Origin of the sequence: Labrys okinawensis (assembly GCF_002982075.1) — a bacterium.
GTDB lineage: Bacteria > Pseudomonadota > Alphaproteobacteria > Rhizobiales > Labraceae > Labrys > Labrys okinawensis_A.
On record NZ_PUEJ01000002.1, the window covers coordinates 244,969 to 266,789 of the forward strand.

Sequence of the window (21,821 nt, forward strand, 5' to 3'; positions counted from 1 at the left end):
TATCGTCGGGCAGGCTGACGGGGAAACGAGATGGTATCGCGCGTCGCGACGGTGGCATTCGAGGGCGTGGAAGCGCGCCAGGTCGACGTGCAGGTCCAGATCATGACCGGTTCGGTGGTGTTCACCATCGTCGGCCTGCCGGACAAGGCGGTGTCGGAGGCGCGCGAAAGGGTGCGCGCCGCCCTGACCGCGGCCGGCCTGGCCCTGCCGGCCAAGCGCATCACCGTCAATCTCGCCCCGGCCGACCTGCCCAAGGAAGGCTCGCATTTCGACCTGCCCATCGCCCTCGGGGTGATGGCGGCCATCGGCGCCATTCCGCATGATGCGCTGGAGGGCTATTGCGTGCTGGGCGAGCTCGGCCTCGACGGCACCATCACCAAGGTCGCCGGCGTGCTGCCATCGGCCGTCGCGGCCAACGGCCGCGGGCTCGGCCTGATCTGCCCGGCCGCCTGCGGGCCGGAAGCGGCCTGGGCGAGCCCCGAGATGGACATTCTCGCGCCGCGCTCGCTGATCCAGCTCGTCAATCATTTCAAGGGCACGCAATTGCTCTCCCGCCCGCAGCCGCGCATCGCCGCCGCGCCGGCCGCCCTGCCCGACCTCAAGGACATCAAGGGCCAGGAGACCGCCAAGCGTGCGCTGGAGGTGGCGGCGGCCGGCGCGCATAATCTCCTGATGATCGGTCCGGCCGGCTCCGGCAAATCGATGCTGGCGGCCAGGCTCCCCTCGATCCTGCCGCCGCTGATGCCCGCCGAGCTCCTGGAGATCTCGATGATCCATTCGGTGGCCGGCCAGCTCGCCGGCGGCGAGCTCACCAGCCGGCGGCCCTTCCGCGCCCCGCACCATTCGGCCTCGATGGCAGCCTTGATCGGCGGCGGCATCCATGCCCGGCCGGGCGAAGTCTCGCTCTCCCATCACGGCGTGCTCTTCCTGGACGAGATGCCGGAATTCGCGCCGCAGACCCTCGATGCCCTGCGCCAGCCGCTGGAATCGGGCGAGGCGGTGATCGCCAGGGCCAATGCCCGCGTCGCCTATCCGGCGCGGATCCAGCTCGTGGCGGCAATGAACCCCTGCCGCTGCGGCAAGGCCAACGATCCCGGCTTCGCCTGCCGGCGCGGGCCGGTGGAGCGCTGCGCCGCCGACTACCAGGCCCGCATCTCCGGCCCGCTGCTCGACCGCATCGACATCGTCGTCGAGGTGCCGGCTGTCTCGGCCGCCGACCTCATCCTGCCGCCGCCCGCCGAGGGTTCGGCCGAGGTCGCGGCCCGGGTGGCCGAGGCCCGGGACCGCGCCGCCCAGCGTTATCGCGCGCTCGGCCTGCCCGACGGCTCCACCAATGCCAGCGTGCCGGTCAGTGTGGTCGAGGAGGTCACCCGCCCCGATGCCGCGGCGACCAAACTCTTGCGCGACGCCTCGGAAGCCATGCGCCTGTCGGCCCGCGGCTTCCACCGCGTGCTCAGGGTCTCGCGTACTTTGGCCGATCTCGACGGCGAGGCCGATGTCGGCCGCATCCACATCGCCGAGGCGCTCAGCTACCGGGCGCGGACGGACAGGGCCACGGTGCTGGCATAGGTCCGACCTTCACCACTGCGGCATCGAGGGCAGCGACAGGCTGGCTTCGCGGCCGCGAAGCCGCTATCTGCAGGTACCCAGCCGAGTTCACCCGAGATATTTCATGCGCCATCCCGTCTTTCTCGCCTGCCTCGCCTTGCTCGCCGGCACCGTTGCCGCCCAGGCCGCTCCGCGCCCTCGCTGCGCCGATGCCGCCGTGAAGCAGGCCCAGAAGCTGCTCGCCTTCCATTCCGACAATGACGACCGCGCCACGGTCGACCCCGGCAGCGTCAAGGCGGTCGGCACCGTGGGCGCCCTGGCCGGCAAGGGTCGGTTCGACGTGATCGAGGTCGAGGGCTCGATCTACAAGGGCAATTACCGCATGCGCCTGATCTATGCCCAGATCCCCGGCGACTGCGTGCTGATGGGCCAGGAGATCCTCGAGCGCAGCGATCCCTATTGATCGCAGCGGGCTGGCCAGCCTCGGCCGATGCGGCTTAGACTGAGCTGCCAGCCGCAGCAGCGATCGAGGTGATTCATGACGGGCAGCCAGGCAACCGGACGCCTTTTCGTGGCGCTGATCGCCATCACCGCCTGGCTCGCCGTGGCCCTGCGCGCCTGGATCGTGGTCGGAGCGGTGATGGCGAGGGGCCGCACGGCGCTGGACGGCCTCGTCACCGTGTTCAGCTATTTCACGTTGCAGACCAATGTGATCCTGGCCGTGGTCGCCACCGCCTGCGCCCTGCGCGGCGAGGCAGCAGGCTTCCTGACCAAACCGTCGACCCGGGCGGCGGTCACCGTCTACATCATCATCGTCGGCGTGATCTATGCCGTGCTTCTCGCCGGATTGCGGCAGCTGACGGGCCTTGCCGTCCCCGTCGACATCGCTCTGCACCGGGTGGTGCCGGTGCTCTTCACGCTTTATTGGCTTCTCTTCGTGCCGAAGGGTCATCTGGCGTGGCGCGATCCGTTGGCCTGGCTGATCTTCCCGGCACTCTACGTCGTCTACTCCCTGGTCTATGGCGCGCTGACGGGCCGCTATCTCTACCCCTTCTCCAACGTGCCGGTGCTCGGCTATCCCCGGGCCCTCGGCAATGCCGCCCTCATCCTCCTTGCCTTCTATCTCGTCGGATTGGTGCTGGTGGCGATCGATCGCGCCCTGGCGAGGTCTGCCGTCCAGTTGCGCTCCTGACCGTCAGAGGTATCATGATGGCACCTCCTTCTGCCGGAGTACCGTCCGAAAAAGGGGCGCCGGTTTTCGGGAAAAACGATGCGGCAACAGGAACCGACAGCACCGGCCCGCTTCCGGCTGGAAAGAGGTGCGGCGTGACAGGCAATCCAAGGCTCGGCCGTCTCTTCGCCGGGATGATCGCCCTCCTTGCCGGCGGCGCCGTAGTGCTGCAGGTGCTGCTGGGCGTCGAGAGCGTGCAGGCGCAGGGACGCAGCGCTCTCGACGGCGTCGTCCTCGTCTTCAGCTATTTCACCGTCCTCACCAACACGCTGGTGGCGATCGTGGCCGGCGCCAGTGCCCTTCTCGGGGAGCGGAACGGCTTGCTGACCCGGGCGGGGACCCGGGCCGCCGCGGCCATCTACATCTTCGTGGTCGGCGCGATCTTCGCTGCCCTCCTCACCGGGCTGCGCGAGACTCATGGCCTGGATCGCCTGGCGGACGACACCCTGCATCGCGTCGTGCCGGTGCTTTTCGTGCTCTATTGGCTCCTCTTCGTGCCGAAGGGGCAATTGCGCTGGCGCGATCCCGTGGCGTGGATGCTCTACCCTCTGCTTTATGTCGCCTATTCGCTGCTCTACGGCGCGCTGAGCGGCCGCTATCTCTATCCCTTCGGTGACGTTTCGGTTCTCGGCTATGGCCGCGCGCTTGCCAATGGAGCGCTCATCCTGGCGGGCTTCCTGGTGCTGGGAATGATCGTGGTGGCGATCGACCGCGCCATGGCGCCGGCAAGGAGCACGTGACCGGGTAAGACGATACTGCGGCCAGTTGTCACAAATCCGTACGAAAATTGTGATGATGCTTCTTGGATGGGGATTTGGGCAGGGGCGCCATATGCCGAGCACGACGCCGAAAGGCTTGTTTGCAATGATCAATCCGCGCGGCTGGGGCAGCAAGCTGCCGGCCGGCATCGTGCCCTTGGCGCCGCGCCGGAGGCTGAAGCCCGCCTTGCGCCAGCGCCGCATCGAGAATATCGGTTTGCCGATGACTCTCGGACGCATCGGTTCCCTGGAAGTGCGGCTGGCTGAGACCGCAAGGGACGTGAAGAAGGCGCAGAAGCTGCGCTATCAGGTGTTCTACGAGGAGATGGCGGCCATTCCCGATGCGCTGTCCCTGATCTCCAGGCGTGACCGCGACGACTATGACACGCTGTGCGACCACCTGCTGGTCATCGACCATGACGCTCCCACCAAGCTGGGCAAACCGGGCGGCCGCGTCGTCGGCACCTATCGCCTGCTGCGCCAGGACGTGGCCGAACGCCATGGCGGCTTCTATTCGGCGGCCGAATACGCCATCGAGCCGCTGATATCGGCCCACCCCGGCCGCCGCTTCCTCGAACTCGGCCGCTCCTGCGTGCTGCCGGCCTATCGCAACAAGCGCACGGTGGAACTGCTCTGGCACGGCATCTGGACCTATGTGCTGCACCACAAGATCGACGTGATGCTGGGTTGCGCCAGCCTGGAGGGCACCGACCCGAGCCGCCTTGCCCTGCCGCTGGCCTTCCTGCACCACCATGCTGCCGCTGAGGGCGAATGGCGCGTCAAGGCCGTGCCGGAGCGCTATGTCTCGATGAACCGCATCGCCAAGGAGGGCATCGACGTCAAGCGGGCCCTGCATGCCTTGCCGCCGCTGATCAAGGGCTATCTGCGCCTGGGCGCCACCTTCGGCGACGGTGCGGTGGTCGACCACCAGTTCGGCACCACCGATGTGCTGGTGGTCCTGCCGGTCGAGAAGATCAGTGCCCGCTATGTCGATCATTTCGGCGCCGGCGCCGAGCGCCACGCAGCGTAGTGGTGTGCCGGTCTTCAGGCCGGCATCTCCAAGACGATCGACAAAGAGTTAAAAGCCGGTCTGAAGACCGGCACACCACTACGCCGCCAGCCCGCGCTTCTTCAGCAAGGCCTCGGGCTTGGGATCATGGCCGCGGAAGTCGCGATAGGCCTGCGCCGCATCCTGCCGGTTGCCGGCGGCATAGACGAACTCTCTGAGCCGGCGGGCCGTCTCGCCATCGAAGATGTCGCCGCTTTCGACGAAGGCGTCGAAGCCGTCGGCATCGAGCACCTCCGACCAGAGATAGGAATAATAGGCCGAGGAGTAGCCTTCCCCTGAAAAGACATGCTGGAAATGCGGCGGGCGGTGGCGCATCACCATGGCCCGGGGCATGTCGATCTCGGCCAGCACCTTGGCTTCGAAGGCGCCGACGTCGAAACCCTCGGCTTCCGCCAAAAGATGCATTTCCAGATCGACCAAGGCGGAAGAGACATATTCCACGGTGGCGAAGCCCTGGTTGAAGGTGCGGCTGGCGATCAGGCGATCGAGCAGCGCCTTCGGCATCGGCTCGCCCGTCTTGTAGTGCACGGCATAGCGCTGCAGCACTTCGGGCTGTTCGAGCCAGTGCTCGTAGAGCTGGGAGGGAAATTCGACGAAATCGCGCGGCACGCTGGTGCCCGAGAGCAGAGGGTAGGTCACGTCCGACAACAGGCCGTGCAGGCCGTGGCCGAGCTCGTGGAACAGGGTACGGGCATCATCGAAGGACAGCAGGGTCGGCTGCCCATCCGCTCCGCGGGCGAAATTCATCACATTGACGATGATCGGGCTGATGGCGCCGTTCAGCCGCTCCTGGCTGCGGAAGGCGCTCATCCAGGCGCCGCTGCGCTTGGAGGGCCGGGCGAAATAGTCGCCATAGAACAGGCCGATGCTTGCGCCGCCCGCATCCGTCACCTCGAAGGCCCTGACGTCGGGATGATAGACCGGCACGTCCTTGCGCTCGGTGAAGGTGATGCCGAACAGGCGCCGGGCCGTGTCGAAGGCCGCTTCGATGATCTTGTCGAGCTGCAGATAGGGCTTGAGCTCGGCCTCGTCCAGGTCGAATTCCTGGCGGCGCTTCTTCTCGGCATAATAGCGCCAGTCCCAGGCCTGAAGCGCGATATTGTCGCCTTCACCGGCCGCAAGGGCTTCGAGGCCTGCGCGCTCGCGTTCGGCTTGGGCACGCGCCGGCTGCCACACCGAGCGCAGGAGATCGAGCGCCGCCTCGGGCGTGCGAGCCATGGAATCGTCGAGCCGATAATGGGCGAAGGTCGGGTAGCCCAAGAGCTTGGCACGCTCGGCCCTCAGCGCCACCATCTCGGCGATCAAGGCACGATTGTCCGTCTCGCCGCCGCCTTCGCCACGGGCCAGCCAGGCCTTGAACGCCGTCTCGCGCAGGTCGCGGCGGGCGGAGAACTGCAGGAAAGGCTCGATCAGCGAACGCGACAGCGTGACGACATGGCCGCTCTCGCCGCGATCTGCGGCCGCGCTGGCGCTGGCGGCGCGCAGGAAATCGGGCAGGCCGGCAAGATCGGCCTCGCCGTCGAGCTTCATCGACCAGGCCTTCTCGTCCTTCAGCACGTTCTGCCCGAACTGGGTGCCGAGGCTGGCAAGGCGCTCGGAAATCGCGGCCAGGCGTTGCTTGACCGCTTCCGGCTTGCCGGCGCCGGCCCGGCGGAAGGCGGTGTGGTAGCGGTCGAGCACCCGGGCCTGCTCCGGCGACAGGCCGAGCTCGCCGCGCCTGGAGAAGACGGTGTCGATGCGGCGGAACAGGGCATCGTTCAGATAGATCGCGGTATGGTGGCGCGACAGGACCGGCGCCATCTCGCGCTCGATCGCCTGCAACTCGTCATTGGTATCGGAGCCCGCCAGGTTGAAGAACACCGAGGCGACCTGGTCGAGCGTCCGGCCCGATCGTTCCAGCGCCGCCAGCGTGTTGTCGAAGCTCGGCTCGGCGGCGTTGCCCGCGATCGCATCGATCTCGGCCCTGTTCTCGGCCAGCGCCGCCTCGAAGGCCGGGCGATAATGCTCGGTGCGGATCTCGGCGAAAGGCGGGGCGTCGAAGGCGGCGGACCAGCGGGCGAGCAGGGGATTGGTATCAGCGGACATGCAAGAGCCTCGATTCGGGTACGGCCCTTATAGCAGCCGACCTTCCCTCCATCGAAATATGCATTATCTTTTGATTTTGGAGGGCACCATGGCCGATGAAAACGACCCGGCGACGCCGGCCGATTCCAAGCTCACCCGCACCAAGCAGCTCTGGGCCCAGGCCGGCAAGTTCCTCACGGGCCGGCCTTCCCGGCCCGAGAGCGACCGCCTGCCGCCGGGCCAGCATCTGGTCAGGGACTGGCCGGTGCTCGATCTCGGCCTGCAGCCCAGCATCGACAAGGCGCGCTGGCAGCTCGACATCTTCGGGGCGGTCGAACATCCGGTCGTCTGGGACTTCGCCCAATTCTCGGCGCAGCCCCAGGTCACGCAGGTCTGCGACATCCACTGCGTCACCACCTGGTCGCGCTACGACAATCATTTCGAGGGCCTGCCTGCCTTGGCTCTCGCCAAAATCGTCCGCCCCAAGCCGGAGGCGAGCCATGTCGTGCTGCATTCGGCCGACGGCTACACCACCAACCTCTCGATGCAGGATTTTCTCGCCGAGGACGTCCTGATCGCCCATGCCTGGGAGGGCAAGCCGCTGACCTCGGACCATGGCGGCCCGGTGCGGCTCGTGGTGCCCCGGCTCTATTTCTGGAAGAGCGCCAAATGGTTGACCCGCATCGAATTCTCGAGCCACGACAAGCCGGGTTTCTGGGAAGTGCGCGGCTATCACAATCGCGGCGATCCCTGGCGGGAAGAGCGCTATAGCGAGTGAGCTGTGCTCCCTCTTCCTGGGACCGCCAGCATCCTGCTGGCCTTTCTGCCCTTGTCACCAACCTAGGCCTTCATGACAACTCGCCAAGCTGAATGGCATTCACGTGGCTATCTTCCACACTGGGAGGCTGGTGAGGTGCCGCAGTCGATCTGTTTTCGCTTGGCCGATTCCCTGCCCGGATCTGTTGTTCGACAGGCTTTAGCCGATCTTGCCGCGATGCCTGAGGAGAAAGCACGGATCGAACAACGCAAGCGCCTGGAAGACATACTCGATCGCGGACATGGCGAATCGTTCCTGACTTCGCCGGAGGTCGCGCACATCGTTCAAGCGGCTTTGCTCTTCTTCGACAGCGATCGATATCGACTCCATGCCTGGTGCATCATGCCCAACCACGTTCATGTCCTGATCACACCCATCAGCGAACACGCTCACGCTGCGATAGTCGGTTCCTGGAAGTCCTATACGGCACTCAGCGTCAATCGGCTTCTGCGAGGGGAGGGGAAGGTCTGGTTCCGGGAGTATTTTGACCGCAAGATCCGTGATGAGCGCCATTTCGAGGCCGCCCGCTACTATATCGAACAGAACACGGTGCAGGCTGGTTTGTGCAAAAAGGCTGAGGACTGGCGCTTTTCGAGTGCAACACTTCACGCGAAAGTCACTGCTCCATCCTGATTGGATGGAGGTTTAGAGTGCCAGCAAGATGCTGGCGGTCCCAGGGATGGCCAGACCTCCCGGAACCACTGTTGGCCCCCCTAGCCGTCCACCTTGAGCGCGGCGATGAAGGCTTCCTGCGGGATGTCGACCTTGCCGAACTGCCGCATCTTCTTCTTGCCTTCCTTCTGCTTCTCCAGAAGCTTGCGCTTGCGGGTGATGTCGCCGCCATAGCACTTGGCGGTGACGTCCTTGCGCAGGGCCCGGATGGTCTCTCGCGCAATGATCTTGGCGCCGATGGCCGCCTGGATCGGGATGACGAACATGTGCTGCGGGATCAGGTCCTTCAGCTTCTCGCACATGGCGCGGCCACGGCTTTCGGCCCGGTCGCGGTGCACCAGCATGGAGAGCGCATCCACCGGCTCGGCATTGACCAGGATCTGCATCTTGACGAGATCGCCCTCGCGATAGTCCGTGAGGTGATAATCGAAGGAGGCGTAGCCCTTCGACACCGACTTCAGGCGATCGTAGAAGTCGAACACCACCTCGTTCAGCGGCAGGTCGTACTGGACCATGGCACGCTTGCCGACATAGTTGAGATCGACCTGGATGCCCCGGCGCTCCTGGCAGAGCTTGAGGATGGAGCCGAGATAATCGTCCGGCGTCAGGATGGTGGCGCGGATCCAGGGCTCCTCGATCGAGGCGATCTTCACCACATCCGGCATGTCGACCGGATTATGCAGCTCGATCTGCGAGCCGTCGGTCATGTTGATCTTGTAGATCACCGAGGGGGCGGTGGCGATCAGGTCGAGATTGAACTCGCGCTCCAGGCGCTCCTGGATGATTTCCAGATGGAGCAGGCCGAGGAAGCCGCAGCGGAAGCCGAAGCCCAGCGCGGCGGAGGATTCCATCTCGAAGGAGAAGCTGGCGTCATTGAGGCGCAGCTTGCCCATGGCGGCGCGCAGATCCTCGAAATTGGCGGCATCGACCGGGAAGAGGCCGCAGAAGACCACCGGCTGCGCCGGCTTGAAGCCCGGCAACGGCTGTACGGAATTGTTCTTGCGGTCGTCGGTGATGGTATCGCCGACGCGGGTATCGGCGACTTCCTTGATCGAGGCGGTGATGAAGCCGATCTCGCCCGGGCCGAGTTCGGCGATGTTCTGCATCTTCGGCCTGAAGACACCGAGGCGGTCGACCTCATACTGGGCATTGGTGCCGATCATCTTGACCCGCTGGCCCTTCTTGAGGGTGCCGTCGAAGATGCGCACCAGCACGACCACGCCGAGATAGGCATCGTACCAGCTATCGACCAGCAGCGCCTTGAGCGGAGCGTTGCGGTCGCCCTTGGGCGGCGGCAGGCGGGTGACGATGGCTTCCAGCACCTGATCGATATTGAGGCCCGTCTTGGCCGAGATCGGCACGGCTTCGGAGGCGTCGATGCCGATCACGTCCTCGATCTGCTGCTTGATGCGGTCGGGCTCAGCCGCCGGCAGGTCGATCTTGTTGAGCACCGGCACCAGTTCGTGATTGGCGTCGATGGCATGATAGACATTGGCGAGCGTCTGCGCCTCGACCCCCTGGGATGCGTCGACCACCAGGAGCGAGCCTTCGCAGGCCGCGAGCGAGCGCGAGACCTCATAGGCGAAGTCGACATGGCCGGGCGTGTCCATCAGGTTGAGGACGTAGTCCTTGCCGTCCTGGGCGCGGTAGTTCAGGCGCACGGTCTGCGCCTTGATGGTGATGCCGCGCTCACGCTCGATATCCATGGAATCGAGCACCTGCTCGACCATTTCGCGGTCGGTCAGCGTGCCCGTGGCCTGGATCAGACGATCGGCAAGGGTGGACTTGCCGTGGTCGATATGGGCCACGATGGAGAAATTCCGGATATTTTCGATCAGTTCTTCGCTCATCCGCGCGCAATAGCAGGAAGGGATGAGCGCGCCAAGGGCAAATGGGGCATCAGGCCGCTGGAGGCCCCGTTTGCGGGGCCTGCCGGCTCTGTTGGCCTGCCAAACCCTGTTCTAGAACGGGCCGTGCGACGCGATGTTGCGGATGACCTCGTCCAGCGCGCCGATCCTCTCGCCATAGACCTTGTCGAGGCAGGCGGTATCGGCGCCGCAGGCTTCACGCGTCTTGATCCAGGCCTGCTGGGCCTCTCCGATATTGCCGCGCTGCCCCATGGCCACCAGGGACATCGAGATGCCATAGAGCGTGGCCATGCGGGCCTCGGCCTGGCCCAGGGCATAGTTGCCGCAGACGGCCTTTTCGGCGGGGGAAGCCGCCTTGGCGCAGTCGAGAGGTGCGTAGTCCCCCGCCTGCGCAACGCAGGGGAACAGCAGCGCGACCGTGGCGATGATGAGGAATCTGCCTTTCAAGGGTCATCCTTTCCGGTTTTGATGGCGGCGGGGCGCCGGCTGGAACCCCATGGCCTGCCATCGGTTTGAACCAAACAGATTAGGGAAACGCTCATGCTGCTGAAAGGATCCTGCCATTGCCGCGCCGTGACGTTCAGCGTCGAGGCGATGAGCCCCGCCCCCTTCATGCACTGCCATTGCTCGATCTGCCGCAAGACGGCGGGGTCGGGCGGCTATGCCATCAATCTCGGTGCCCATGCCAAGAGCCTGAAGGTCGAGGGGCGCGAACATCTGCGCATCTATCACGCCGTCCTGCGCGAGGAAGGACAGCCCGACCAGCGTTCGCCGGCCGAACGCAATTTCTGCGGGGAATGCGGCAGCGCGCTCTGGCTGTGGGATCCGCGCTGGCCGGAGCTGATCCATCCGCATGCCTCGGCGATCGACACCCCGCTCCCCAGGCCGCCCGAGGTGGTCGAGGCAGCCCTCGCCTATGCGCCTGACTGGGTCGACGTCCCCAGCGGCGCCGGCCATATCCATTGCCAGACCTGGCCAGCCGAATCGCTGGAGGAATGGCACAGGCGCCACGGCCTGCTGAGTGAATGAGGCCTCAGGACGGCAGGGAGCCGCCTTTCGGCGCCCTGTGCGGCAGCGACCAGCCGAAATAGACCTCTGCCTCGACCACCTGTCCGCCGCGCACCGTGAGGACTTCGGTATTACGGAAGCCTCCCTGGTTTCCACGGCCCTCATAGGTGACGAAGACCCGATCCCCGTCGGCGAGCAGATGGACGAAATCGAAACCGGTGATGGCCTGGCTATTTGGCCAACAGCGCTGGAAATAGGTGTCACGATCGAGCCGGTTGTCGCGTGGGCTGGAGAAATGGAAATCGGGCGCGATCAACGGCTCGATGGCAGCGCGGTTGCCGTCGACATAGGCCTTGTAGACCTTCCGCACGACCGTGATCGGATCGTGCTCGGCGGGCTTATGAGCAGAGAGGCTGGACATCATCGTCTCCCTGGTTAGAGTGATTGCGTTTCACAAGCAGTGCATCTTAGCCATCTGCTTTCATATTGCAATCAGATTTTGGGTCTGGCGGGAGCAAGGCATATGGAAGACGACGATCTCAGCCATTTTCACGTCCATGGCGCGCCACCCTTGCCAAAGGGTGACATCGAGGGATGGCTGGATCATGACGGTGTCCGCATCTGGCATGCTTCCTATGGTGACGGGCCGCCGGTGATCCTCCTGCATGGCGGCCTCGGCCATTCTGGCAATTGGGGCTACCAGCTGCGGGACCTGCGAGCCGCCGGCTATCGCGTCGTGCTGGCCGACAGCCGCGGCCATGGCCGCAGCACGCGTGACGACCGGCCCTATTCGTACGAGCTGATGGCCTCGGACGTGCTGGCCGTGATGGATCGGCTCGGCCTCGGCCAGGCCCGCTTCGTCGGCTGGAGCGATGGCGCCTGCATCGCCCTGGTCCTGGCCTCCGAGCATCCGGAGCGTGCGGCAGGCGTGTTCTTCTTCGCCTGTAACATGGACCCCAGCGGCACCAAGGAGATGGAGCCGAGCCAAGCGCTTGATCGCTGCTTTGCCCGGCACCGCCATGACTATGCCGCGCTCTCGGCCACGCCCGACAGTTTCGAGCCTTTCGTCGCCGCCGTCAGCGAGATGATGGCCAGCCAGCCGAATTATAGCGCGAACGATCTAGCCGCGATCGATGTGCCGGTCGAAATCGTGCTGGGCGAGCATGACGAGTTCATCCGCCCCGAGCATGCCGCCTATCTCGCCCGCACCATTCCCGGCGCGAGGCTGACCATTCTGCCGGGCGTGAGCCACTTCGCACCGCTGCAGCGGCCAGCGCTTTTCAACCGGGCGGTGCTCGACTTCCTCGGCAAGCTCCCTTCCTGACCGGCCCGATCAGGCGTTAAGGCGCGAAGCCCAGGCCGAAACGGCCGCCGCCAGGGTCGCAAGATGGTCGGCGGCCGAAAAGCCGGAGACCGCCTTGCGCGGCTTGAGGTCGTGGTCGCCATCCTCCAGCCAGAGAATTTCGATACGGGGCGACAGGGCATAGGTCGCGACCTCCTCCCGCGTGCCGAAAAGATCGCGCGTTCCCTGGGCGATCAAGGCCGGTGTGCGCATTTCCGCCAGATGAGCGGTGCGCAATTGCGCGGGCTTGCCGATGGGATGAAAGGGATAGCCGAGGCAGAGCAGGCCGGCGATGCGGCCCTTGGCATGGAGATCGTCGGCGATCATGCTGGCCACGCGGCCGCCCATCGATTTGCCGCCGATGACGAGAGGCCCTGCCGTCCCCAAGGCCTCGATGGCGGCGCGGTATTCGCCTTCCAACGTCTCGGCCCGCGGCGGCGGCTTGCGCGCGCCTGAATGGCGCCGGGCTGCCATATAGTCGAATTCAAACCGGGCAACCCGCAATCCGGCTGCAGCGAGCGCTCCGGCGCTGGCAGACATTGCGGCCGAGTCCATCGGTGCGCCGGCACCGTGCGCGAGCAGGAGGGTGATCCCCGCATCCTCGGGTCCATCCATGAGGAAGCGCTGTGCCATGTCGATACCTGGAGGCTGTTCGGGTGACGGCACGCCGACGGCGCGCCCTGCCACCATCAAAGGCCGGCACGGTGATTCATGCAATTGCCGTGGAGACGGGCTGGCTTGTGCCTTCGAGAAGGAAAGAAAACTTCGAATGCTCTTGCATTCAGGATACGCGCTCCTCCCGCAGCAATTGCCCGAGCAAGGAAGCCATGATCAAGGAAGATGAACAGTATAGGAGGATGCAAACCAACCAGGACATTATTTCCTCCAATTCCGCCTGGCACCGGCTTGCCCAGTTACCAATACGCCGCTTGTTCGATCGAGACGGTTGACACTTTGATCGATCCCGCCCGGGCCGTCGACACGCAACTACCTTCCGTCACTCATACCTTCATATTATCGAGACTGAAGGTCATGGCAATCAACAATAGGCTTAGGAGCTCGATTTGGAGCCATAATTATTATTCAAATTGTTTGAATTGCATATTTGCCGGCTGGAAGGGCAGGCCAGGACGCTTCGAAATCCTGGCAAGACCGCGGCCCTGCGGACAGGACGTCGTCTTCGGGCCGCCGGCCCGCCGCTCCCTGGCTGGGCGGGACTTCCATCCGGGCTGGAAACATCCTAAGCTCCGCTTCGGCGCTGCGAGACGCCACCGGACCCGCGGGAAGGGCTCAGCCCCCTCACCATCATCGACATCAGACGACCTGCCCCTGTGCAGCCGATTGCGGGTCTTCGGCCCTGCGCACATGGAGGCACCATGAAGACCCTTCCGGCTTCGCCGGCCCTTTCGCATCTCAAGAACCAGGCCAAGCAGCTCCTGCGCGCGGCCCGTAATGGCGAGGCCGAGGCCCTTCGCCATTTCGCCGCGATCCTGCCTTCGGCGCGCGGCGTCGACCCGGCAACGCTCGCCGTCCAGGAACTCGCCTTGCACGACGCGCAGTCGGTGGTCGCGCGCGACTACGGCTTCCGGTCCTGGAGCGAGCTCAAGCATTATGTCGAGTGGACGCGCAGCGCCACGGCGGAAAGGCTGCGAACCTGGCTCGCCTGGGTGCTGGAGGGCAATGCCGTTCAGCGTCAGCTGGCGCGCCGCACCCTCGCCGAACAGCCGGCCCTGTTCGCGCAGGATCCCTGGCTCGCCTGCATTACCGGCGACGAGGTCCGGCTCCGGGCCTCGATCGCCGAAGACCCGGCCTTCGTGAACCGCAGCGGCGGCCCCCTCGCCATGCCGCCGCTGATCGGCGTCACCCACTCCGGCCTGATCCGGGAACCGGGCTTCAGGGAGCCGCTACTCGCCTGCGCCCGCCTGCTGCTCGCCCATGGCGCCGACGTCAACGCCAGCTGGACGGATCCGCGCTGGCCGGATTCACCGCTTTCGGTGCTCTATGGCGCAGCCGGCCGCACCCATGACGAGGCGATGACCCGGCTGCTGCTCAAGGCCGGCGCCAACCCCGACGACAATGAATCGCTCTATCATTCTGTCGAAGACTCGAGCGACACCTGCACACGCCTGCTGCTCGCGGCCGGGGCGCGCGTCACCGGCACCAATGCCCTGGGCCGCGTGCTCGATTTCGACAAGCTCGACACGCTCCGGCTGCTGCTCGCCCATGGCGGCGACGCCAACGAACGGGCCTGGATCCACCATGCCATCCTGCGCGGACGCTCCAGCGCCCATGTCCGGGCCTTGCTGGACGCCGGCGCCGATCCCCGTGCCAAGGGACCTGGTGGGATCAGCCTCTATCGCTTTGCCCAGGAGCAGGGGCGCACTGACGTGGTCGAGATGCTCGAGGCGGTGGGTGTCGAGGAGGACCTCACGCAGGAAGAAGCCTTCGTCGCCGCCTGCACGAGGGCAGACCGGGCGGCCGCGGTTGAAATCCTTGCGGACGAGCCGGACATTTTCGCCCGCCTCAGCGAAAGGCAGCTGCAGGCCCTGCCTTTGCTGGCCGGAAACGGCGCGATCGAGGCGGTCTGTCTCATGCTCGCTTTGGGCTGGCCCCGCGAGGTGAAGGAGCATGAATGGTCGGCCACCGCCCTGAACAAGGCGATGTTCCAGGGCGATGCCGCCATGCTGCGCCTGCTCCTGGAGGAGGGAGCCGACTGGCGCACCGAGCATGGCTTCGGCGCCAACGTCATCGGCACGCTCTCCTATGCCAGCCAGGCGGAGGATATCGCCGGCACCGTACCGCAGGACTATGTCGGCTGCGCACGGGCCCTGGTCGAGCACGGCGTGCCGCTTCCCGCCTTCGACGGCTATGGTTTTTCAGACGCCGTCACTGCTTTTCTCAAGGACCAGGCCTCACCGGCGGCTTGACGGCGTTACTCCAGATTGGTGTGACGCGCCCGCATCGTCTCGGCGGTTTCGCCGAGACGATCGCGCAGCTTCAGCACGATGATCTCGAACACCAGCATCTGCGCCGTCTCAAATAGCGAGCCCATCGGCAGCACCGAAACCTCGCCGCCCCGGTCATCCGCCATGGTCTGGGCCGGAATGGTGAAGACGATGTCGGCGAGCTTGGGCGTGCGCGCCTCGGGCTGGGCCGTGACCACCGCAACCTTGGCGCCGGCCGTGCGGGCTACGCCGATCAAGGCATCGCCGATATTGGAAGCGCCGGGCCCGGACGACACGAAGAGGAGGTCGCCCGGACCGATCGGCGGCACGGTCATGTCGGCGACGACATGGACGTCGAGCCCGAGATGGAACAGGCGCATGGCGAGGCCGCGCATCTGCAGTCCCTCGCGGCCCGCGCCGTAGATGGCGATGCGCCCCGCCGTGGCGAGTGCTTCGATCAGGCCGTCGGCAGCCTCGGCAGGAAGGGCCTTCACAACGGCGGCAAGATCATCGAGCGCGCGCAGGCTAAGGGCGGGAATGGTCTCCGTCATGGCAGGCATGGCAGGTCCAATTTGTTGCTTAAGAAAACGAACGAAGTTTTAGGCGCCTCCCGGACGATCCGCAACAGGCTCTTCCGCCTTGACTCCACTATAATGGATAAATAATCTCACATTATGGAATCGAGCGATACCGCCATCGACAGGGAGCTGGGCGGCCGCATCAAGGCGTTGCGTGGCCGGATGCACCTGACCATCGATCAGCTCGCCGCGGCCAGCGGCGTCAGCCGTGCCATGATCTCGCGTATCGAGCGCGGCGAGTCGAGTGCCACCGCCCAATTGCTGGCCCGCCTCGCCGGCGGCCTCGGCGTGAGCCTGTCGACCCTGTTCGCGACAGCCCAGCCTGCCGCCTCGCCGCTGGCGCGCCGGGCCGAGCAGCCGCTCTGGCGCGATCCGGCCACCGGCTATCTGCGCCGCTCCGTTTCACCCGCCACGGCCAATGGCATCCTCGACCTTGTCGAGGTCGAGCTCCCCGCCGGTGCCCTGATTCCCTTCGAACCGCAGGCGACGCCCTTCGATCAGCTGGTCTGGCTGCAATCGGGCAGCCTCACCATGACGGTCGATGGCGAAACCTTTCCGCTCCAGCCGGGCGACTGTCTGCATATGCGCCTCGACAAGCTCGTGATGTTCCACAATCCGGGCGATGGGCCGGCGCATTACTGCGTCATGCTCTGCCCCTCGCGACAGGTTTCCCGATGACCGCCCTTCATATCGCCATCGCAACGCCCGAACAGGCCGAGGCGCTCGTTCCCGCCTTGGCGGAGATCCTGATCGACTGCGTCGAGGGGGAGGCCTCCATCGGCTTCATGCTGCCGCTCCCCCGTGAGGAAGCCGAGGCCTTCTGGCGCGGCGTCGCCGCACGGGTAGCCGAGGGCAGCACGCTGCTGCATGTCGCCTATCTCGACGGCCAGCCGGTCGGCACCGTGCTGCTGAGCCCGGAAAACCGCCCGAACCAGCCCCATCGCGCCGACGTGCAGAAACTGATGGTGCATCGGCGCGGCCGCAATCTCGGCATCGCCGGCGCACTGATGGCTGCCCTGGAGGAGAGCGCCCGGGCGAAAGGACGCATCGTGCTCTGCCTCGACACCGCCACCGGCTCTTCGGCCGAGCGGCTCTATCACAGGCTCGGCTGGCAGAAGGCCGGCGTCATCCCGCGCTATGCGCTCTGGCCGCAGGGCGGCTATTGCGACACCACCCTGTTCTGGAAAGATTTGGATCGATGATCATCCGCCCCGCCACCCCGGACGACCTGCCCGATATCCTCGCCATCTATAATGACGCCGTACTGAACTCGACGGCGATCTGGAACTGGAACACCGTCGACCTCGACAACCGCCGGGCCTGGTTCGAGATGCGCAGGAGCCAGGGCTATCCCATCCTCGTAGCCGACGCCGAGGGGACGGCGATCGGCTATGCCAGCTATGGCGACTGGCGACCTTTCGACGGCTATTGCCACACGGTCGAGCACTCGATCTATGTCGCCGGGGCGGCACGCCGCCAGGGCGCCGGAGCCGCTCTGCTGGACGCCCTGATCGGCACGGCCCGCGATGCCGGCAAGCATGTCATGCTGGGCGGCATCGAGGCCGGGAACGAGCCCTCGCTCGCCCTGCACCGGCGCTTCGGCTTCGCCGAAACGGCACGCATGCCCGAAGTCGGCCAGAAATTCGGGCGCTGGCTCGACCTCGTCTTCATGCAGAAGACGCTGAACGGCTGATGCCGGCAGACCTTGACAATCACGGCTCCAGCTTCATCTCCAAGGGCTGCGGCCGGGTGAGGTTCTCCGGCCGCAGCACCGCGTCGAGCCGTTCGCGCGGCATCAGCCCTTTCTCCAGCACGAGCTCGTAGACGCCGCGGCCGGTGGCATGCGCCTCCATCGCCACTTCGGTGGCATGGCGGTAGCCGATATAGGGATTGAGAGCCGTGACGATGCCGATCGACTGCTCGACGCTGGCACGCAGGCGCTCGCGATTGGCGGTAATGCCGGTAATGCAGTTCTTTTCCAGCGTCAGGCAGGCGGCACGCAGATGTTCGACACTGCGGAACAGGCTGTAGGCGATGATCGGCTCGAAGGCGTTGAGCTGGAGCTGCCCGGCCTCGGCCGCGAAGGAAATGGTGACGTCGTTGCCGATCACCTCGAAGGCGACTTGGTTGACCACTTCCGGAATCACCGGATTGACCTTGCCCGGCATGATCGAGGAGCCGGCCTGGCGCGCCGGCAGGTTGATCTCGTTGAGCCCGGCCCGGGGTCCGCTGGAGAGCAGGCGCAGATCGTTGCAGGTCTTGGAGAGCTTCACGGCGACGCGCTTGAGCACGCCCGAAAGCTGCACGAAGGCACCGCAGTCCTGCGTGGCCTCGACCAGATTGGGCGCGGTGATCAGGTCGATGCCGGTGATCTCGGCCAGGCGCCTGCAGACGATACCGGCATAGAGCGGGTGGGCGGTGATGCCGGTGCCGATCGCGGTGGCGCCCATGTTGATCTCGCGAATCAGGCCGGCCGCCTCGGCGAGCCGCGCCTCGTCCTCGGCCAGCATCAGCCCATAGGTGCCGAATTCCTGGCCCAGCGTCATCGGCACGGCGTCCTGTAGCTGCGTGCGGCCCATCTTGATGATGTCGGCGAATTCCTCCGCCTTGGCCTCGAAGGCGCGGCGCAGAACTCCCATCGTCTCGATCAGCCGGCCGATGCCGAACCAGGCCGCGATCTTCAGCGAGGTCGGATAGACGTCATTGGTGCTCTGCCCCATATTGACGTGCTCGTTGGGGTGCAGCCGGCCATAATCGCCGCGCCGATGGCCGAGGAGTTCGAGCGCCCGGTTGGCGATCACCTCATTGGCATTCATGTTGGTGGAAGTACCGGCACCGCCCTGGACGAGATCGACCACGAACTGGTCGTGCAGCGCCCCGGCCCTGATCTCCTCGCAGGCCGCCACGATGGCGGCGGTGCGCTTGTCGTCGAGCAGGCCGAGTTCGCGATTGGCCAGCGCCGCCGCCTGCTTGATCGAGGCCAGGGCCCGGATCAGGTCCGGGCAGGTCGCGAGCGTCTGGCCGCTGATCGGGAAATTCTCGACGGCCCGCAGGGTATGAACGCCATAATAGGCGTACGCAGGCACTTCGCGGTCTCCCAGCAGATCGTGCTCGAGGCGGAATGCGGTCTCGGACAAGGCAGGTTTCCTCCGGCCATGCGCCAGGGTCTCCCCAGGCGATGGCGAGTTGCAGCGCGGCGCGCAGGCGCGCGTCAGTGAATGGTGAAAGAGCGGAGCGGCACGAGGCAGATCTTGTCTTGCCGGCTCCGTTCCGCCGGGCAGGAAAGGCTCATACGCCTGAGCGGGACTCCCCGCCAATGCTATCGCGGCAAAGCCTATTCCAAATCTGCATAACCTTCAGCCGCGAGCCCCCGTTGCCGCACTCCAGACACGGTCGACGAACGGCCGGGAGCGGTCCGCGCTTCGGTAGAGCCGGATATCCATCGGCATTTCCGGCGCGATCACCGTCAGGGAACCCTCGGCGATCTCGTCGGCAACCAGGCTGCGCGGCAGCCAGGCCACACCATGGCCGTCCAGCGCCATGAACTTCAAGGCCTCGGCCATCGAGCCCTCATTGGTATGGGCGAGATAGGTCGCCGGTGCGCCCTCGCGGGCCTGGGCGATGGCGGCGAGCAGGCCCAGAAAAGAACCGCGCGAGTAGTGCAGGAGCGGCACCCGGTCGTCGCCGCCCGGCCAGCTGCGGCGTTCCGGGCGCGCCGCCACCGCGACCAGGCTGTCGCGCCCCACCGTGCGAAAGGCGAAGCGCTCCCGATCGAGCGGCACCGAGATATTGGGATGATGGAAGGTGAGCAGGACATCATAGCCCCCTTCCACCAGGGCCTGGATGCAGGTGTGGAAATTCTCCGGCAGCACCCGGCTCGTCAACGGGCCGACCTTGCGCCGGATTTCGGTGAGCCAGCCCGGCAGGAAGGTCAGGCAGAGGGCATGCAGCGCCGTGACGGCCAGAACCGGCAGGTTGCTGCCCTCCTGACGGCTGCGGAACTGCGAACGGCTGAGGGTGAGCAGGCGCACCGTTTCCTCCGCCGTCTCGCGGAACTGCCTGCCGTCGGCGGTCAGAGTGATCGGAAAGGTACTGCGGTCCAAGAGCTCTGTGCCGAGCCAGACCTCGAGCGCCCTTATGCGCCGGCTGAAGGCCGATTGGGTGATGTTGCGGTCCGCCGCCGAGCGCGAAAAGCTGCGCGTCTCGGCCAAGCTCAGGAAATCCTCAAGCCATTTCAGTTCCAAGGCCGTTCCTTCCTGTGTGACCAGTCGGGCAGGCGCCGAGGAGCCGGATGTTTGCCATGTTTGGCTTCCTCATGGCCCTGCCGCATTCCCGCTCTGGCATGCAGCGCGGAGTGATGCAATCATGCCGCCCTTTCGTCCAGCTGCGTGGCTCCGTTGTCGCTGCTTTCCGAACTGATCCTCGCCACGGTCCTCGCCGCCGTGATCATCCTCAACTGGCGGATCGGCTGGCAGCCAGCCTGGCTGCGTATCGGCGTCGCCGCGGGGCTGTTCTGCCTGTTCACCCTGCTGATCCTGCGGGTCGGCGGCATGCCGGCCGCACCGGTGCTCGACGCCGACACGCGCATCGCCACCTGGCAGCGCGGCCTGATTGCCCTGTGGTGGCTGCTGGGCGCACGGCTGACAGTCGGCATTCTGCCGCTGATCCTCTGGCAAAAGCGCGAATCGAGCCAGCCCAAGATCGCTTCCGACCTGCTGGCCGGCCTCACTTATGTCGCGGCCGTGCTGGCCACCGTCAATTTCGTGTTCGACCTGCCGGTCCGCGCCCTCCTGGCCACCTCCGGCATCATCGCCGTGGTGCTCGCCCTGGCGCTGCAGAACACCTTGGCCGATGTCTTCGCCGGCATCGCTGTCGGCATCGAGCACCCCTATGTGGTCGGCGACCGCATCACCATAGACGGCTCCTTCGAGGGCGTGATCGTCCAGATCAACTGGCGCTCCATCCATGTACGCACCGACGGCAACGACATCGTCACCATCCCCAACAGCCTGATCTCCAAGTCGCGCGTGATCAATCGCAGCCGGCCGAGCACCCGGCGCGACGATTCGATCCAGGTTGCCTGCGATTCCACGGCCCGGCCGGACCTCGTGCTGGAATATCTGCGCCATGCGGCCCTGCTGACGGCGCAGGTGCTCGCCAGTCCCGCTCCGGGAACTTCGCTGGCGCGGATCGGCGCCCGCACCAACAGCTACGACATCAGCTTTTCGGTGGCGCATACCGACCATCTCGGCAAGGTCAAGAGTGCCCTGCTCGGCCAGGTGCTGCGGCAATTTCATTATCACGGCATCCGGCTGGTCAATCCAGGCGCGATGTCGACCCCGATCGGGCCGGTCCAGGTCAATCTCGGTCCACTGGAGACCTTGCCGCCCGAACAGCTCCTTGGCGACATTCCGCTCTTCCGCGAACTCTCGCCGAAGCAGCGGACAGATCTGTCCACGAAAATGATCAAGCGCAATCTCGAAGCGATGGCGACGCTGGCATCGCAAGGCGGGTCCCTATCCTCCCTGATCGTGGTTGCCTCCGGCGTGCTGGAAGCGAGCCGCACCATCCGCGACCATTCGCATGTGGTGGGACGTCTGGGGCCGGGCGATCACTTCGGCGAGCTCGGCGTGATTACCGGCGCCCCCAATCCGGGCACGATTCTGGCGCTGACCCGCTGCATCGTCTTCGAACTTCGCAAGGAGGATCTCGATCCCGTTCTTGCCGCCGAACCCGGCCTGGCGGAGGCATTCGAGGCCGCCGTTCGCCGGGGCCAGGCCTTCCTCGCCCGCGACGAAGCGGCAGCCCTCTATGCGCAGCCGGGCCCGCCGGCACAGTTCCTGGCGCAGATCCGCGCCTTCTTCAAGACGTGACGGAAGAGCGGACTGGAAGTCCGCACTCCGATCATAGTATGGCCTTCC

Annotated in this window: 22 protein-coding genes; 14 read left to right on the forward strand and 8 right to left on the reverse strand. The window is 65.7% G+C overall.

Annotated elements, in window-relative coordinates; all coding sequences use genetic code 11:
- Window positions 1-30: 30 nt before the first annotated feature.
- The 5 genes from C5L14_RS04690 to C5L14_RS04710 all read left to right on the forward strand — a co-directional run bounded on the left by C5L14_RS04690 (window position 31) and on the right by C5L14_RS04710 (window position 4,567).
- Entirely contained in the window at window positions 31-1,569 is a 1,539-nt protein-coding gene (locus C5L14_RS04690; protein WP_105860893.1) for a YifB family Mg chelatase-like AAA ATPase, read from the forward strand.
- Between the two features lie 103 nt (window positions 1,570-1,672).
- On the forward strand, window positions 1,673-2,011 hold the full coding sequence (locus tag C5L14_RS04695) for a hypothetical protein (RefSeq protein ID WP_105860894.1): 339 nt from the start codon (window positions 1,673-1,675) through the stop codon (window positions 2,009-2,011).
- Window positions 2,012-2,086: 75 nt separating this feature from the next.
- Window positions 2,087-2,740, forward strand: coding sequence for a Pr6Pr family membrane protein (locus tag C5L14_RS04700; protein ID WP_105860895.1), 654 nt, complete (start codon window positions 2,087-2,089; stop codon window positions 2,738-2,740).
- 134 nt (window positions 2,741-2,874) lie between these two features.
- Window positions 2,875-3,519 carry a Pr6Pr family membrane protein gene (locus tag C5L14_RS04705; RefSeq protein WP_105860896.1) on the forward strand — a complete coding sequence of 215 codons (645 nt, stop codon included), beginning with the start codon at window positions 2,875-2,877 and terminating at the stop codon, window positions 3,517-3,519.
- 124 nt (window positions 3,520-3,643) lie between these two features.
- Window positions 3,644-4,567 (forward strand): GNAT family N-acetyltransferase, encoded by a 924-nt coding sequence (locus C5L14_RS04710; RefSeq protein WP_428832607.1) that lies wholly within the window; start codon window positions 3,644-3,646, stop codon window positions 4,565-4,567.
- A 78-nt stretch (window positions 4,568-4,645) separates the two neighbouring features.
- Here C5L14_RS04710 and C5L14_RS04715 read toward each other — a convergent pair whose 3' ends face one another.
- Window positions 4,646-6,691, reverse strand: coding sequence for a M3 family metallopeptidase (locus C5L14_RS04715; protein WP_105860897.1), 2,046 nt, complete (start codon window positions 6,689-6,691; stop codon window positions 4,646-4,648).
- An 88-nt stretch (window positions 6,692-6,779) separates the two neighbouring features.
- Between C5L14_RS04715 and C5L14_RS04720 the strand changes: the two genes are divergently transcribed.
- Both C5L14_RS04720 and C5L14_RS04725 read left to right on the forward strand, forming a co-directional pair.
- Complete coding sequence (locus C5L14_RS04720; protein ID WP_105861319.1) at window positions 6,780-7,448, forward strand: sulfite oxidase-like oxidoreductase; 669 nt, start codon at window positions 6,780-6,782, stop codon at window positions 7,446-7,448.
- Between the two features lie 135 nt (window positions 7,449-7,583).
- Window positions 7,584-8,120, forward strand: a complete 537-nt coding sequence (locus C5L14_RS04725) for an REP-associated tyrosine transposase (protein ID WP_210203206.1) — start codon at window positions 7,584-7,586, stop codon at window positions 8,118-8,120.
- An 80-nt stretch (window positions 8,121-8,200) separates the two neighbouring features.
- On the opposite strand, the gene lepA is transcribed toward C5L14_RS04725, so the two are convergent.
- A complete protein-coding gene (lepA, locus tag C5L14_RS04730; RefSeq protein WP_105860899.1) occupies window positions 8,201-10,009 on the reverse strand; it encodes a translation elongation factor 4 in 1,809 nt (602 codons plus the stop codon).
- 111 nt (window positions 10,010-10,120) lie between these two features.
- A complete protein-coding gene (locus tag C5L14_RS04735; RefSeq protein ID WP_105860900.1) occupies window positions 10,121-10,474 on the reverse strand; it encodes a lysozyme inhibitor LprI family protein in 354 nt (117 codons plus the stop codon).
- Between the two features lie 93 nt (window positions 10,475-10,567).
- Between C5L14_RS04735 and C5L14_RS04740 the strand changes: the two genes are divergently transcribed.
- Window positions 10,568-11,056, forward strand: coding sequence for a GFA family protein (locus C5L14_RS04740; RefSeq protein WP_105860901.1), 489 nt, complete (start codon window positions 10,568-10,570; stop codon window positions 11,054-11,056).
- A 4-nt stretch (window positions 11,057-11,060) separates the two neighbouring features.
- Here the strand turns inward: C5L14_RS04740 and C5L14_RS04745 are convergent, their stop codons facing one another.
- Window positions 11,061-11,456, reverse strand: a complete 396-nt coding sequence (locus tag C5L14_RS04745; protein WP_105860902.1) for a nuclear transport factor 2 family protein — start codon at window positions 11,454-11,456, stop codon at window positions 11,061-11,063.
- A gap of 102 nt (window positions 11,457-11,558) precedes the next feature.
- Here C5L14_RS04745 and C5L14_RS04750 point away from each other — a divergent pair, with 102 nt between their 5' ends.
- On the forward strand, window positions 11,559-12,359 hold the full coding sequence (locus tag C5L14_RS04750) for an alpha/beta fold hydrolase (RefSeq protein WP_105860903.1): 801 nt from the start codon (window positions 11,559-11,561) through the stop codon (window positions 12,357-12,359).
- Window positions 12,360-12,368: 9 nt separating this feature from the next.
- On the opposite strand, the gene C5L14_RS04755 is transcribed toward C5L14_RS04750, so the two are convergent.
- Window positions 12,369-13,010 carry an alpha/beta hydrolase family protein gene (locus tag C5L14_RS04755; protein WP_105861320.1) on the reverse strand — a complete coding sequence of 214 codons (642 nt, stop codon included), beginning with the start codon at window positions 13,008-13,010 and terminating at the stop codon, window positions 12,369-12,371.
- Between the two features lie 743 nt (window positions 13,011-13,753).
- Between C5L14_RS04755 and C5L14_RS04760 the strand changes: the two genes are divergently transcribed.
- Window positions 13,754-15,304 carry an ankyrin repeat domain-containing protein gene (locus tag C5L14_RS04760; RefSeq protein ID WP_105860904.1) on the forward strand — a complete coding sequence of 517 codons (1,551 nt, stop codon included), beginning with the start codon at window positions 13,754-13,756 and terminating at the stop codon, window positions 15,302-15,304.
- A 5-nt stretch (window positions 15,305-15,309) separates the two neighbouring features.
- On the opposite strand, the gene C5L14_RS04765 is transcribed toward C5L14_RS04760, so the two are convergent.
- A complete protein-coding gene (locus C5L14_RS04765; protein WP_245443251.1) occupies window positions 15,310-15,882 on the reverse strand; it encodes an SIS domain-containing protein in 573 nt (190 codons plus the stop codon).
- A gap of 114 nt (window positions 15,883-15,996) precedes the next feature.
- On the opposite strand from C5L14_RS04765, the gene C5L14_RS04770 reads away from it, so the two are divergent.
- The 3 genes from C5L14_RS04770 to C5L14_RS04780 are packed head-to-tail and all read left to right on the forward strand — an operon-like array spanning window position 15,997 to window position 17,593.
- Complete coding sequence (locus C5L14_RS04770) at window positions 15,997-16,578, forward strand: helix-turn-helix domain-containing protein (RefSeq protein ID WP_105860905.1); 582 nt, start codon at window positions 15,997-15,999, stop codon at window positions 16,576-16,578.
- Entirely contained in the window at window positions 16,575-17,102 is a 528-nt protein-coding gene (locus C5L14_RS04775; protein ID WP_105860906.1) for a GNAT family N-acetyltransferase, read from the forward strand. Before C5L14_RS04770 ends, C5L14_RS04775 begins: the two co-directional genes overlap by 4 nt.
- The gene (locus C5L14_RS04780; protein ID WP_105860907.1) at window positions 17,099-17,593 is read left to right on the forward strand and encodes a GNAT family N-acetyltransferase; all 495 of its coding nucleotides are present in this window, start codon (window positions 17,099-17,101) and stop codon (window positions 17,591-17,593) included. The genes C5L14_RS04775 and C5L14_RS04780 overlap by 4 nt, the downstream gene beginning before the upstream one ends.
- A gap of 19 nt (window positions 17,594-17,612) precedes the next feature.
- Here C5L14_RS04780 and aspA read toward each other — a convergent pair whose 3' ends face one another.
- Together aspA and C5L14_RS04790 are read right to left on the reverse strand one after the other, a co-directional pair.
- On the reverse strand, window positions 17,613-19,037 hold the full coding sequence (gene aspA / locus C5L14_RS04785) for an aspartate ammonia-lyase (protein ID WP_105860908.1): 1,425 nt from the start codon (window positions 19,035-19,037) through the stop codon (window positions 17,613-17,615).
- A 219-nt stretch (window positions 19,038-19,256) separates the two neighbouring features.
- On the reverse strand, window positions 19,257-20,144 hold the full coding sequence (locus C5L14_RS04790) for a LysR family transcriptional regulator (protein WP_181161026.1): 888 nt from the start codon (window positions 20,142-20,144) through the stop codon (window positions 19,257-19,259).
- A 153-nt stretch (window positions 20,145-20,297) separates the two neighbouring features.
- Here C5L14_RS04790 and C5L14_RS04795 point away from each other — a divergent pair, with 153 nt between their 5' ends.
- The gene (locus C5L14_RS04795) at window positions 20,298-21,773 is read left to right on the forward strand and encodes a mechanosensitive ion channel family protein (RefSeq protein ID WP_105860909.1); all 1,476 of its coding nucleotides are present in this window, start codon (window positions 20,298-20,300) and stop codon (window positions 21,771-21,773) included.
- Window positions 21,774-21,821: the final 48 nt, after the last annotated feature.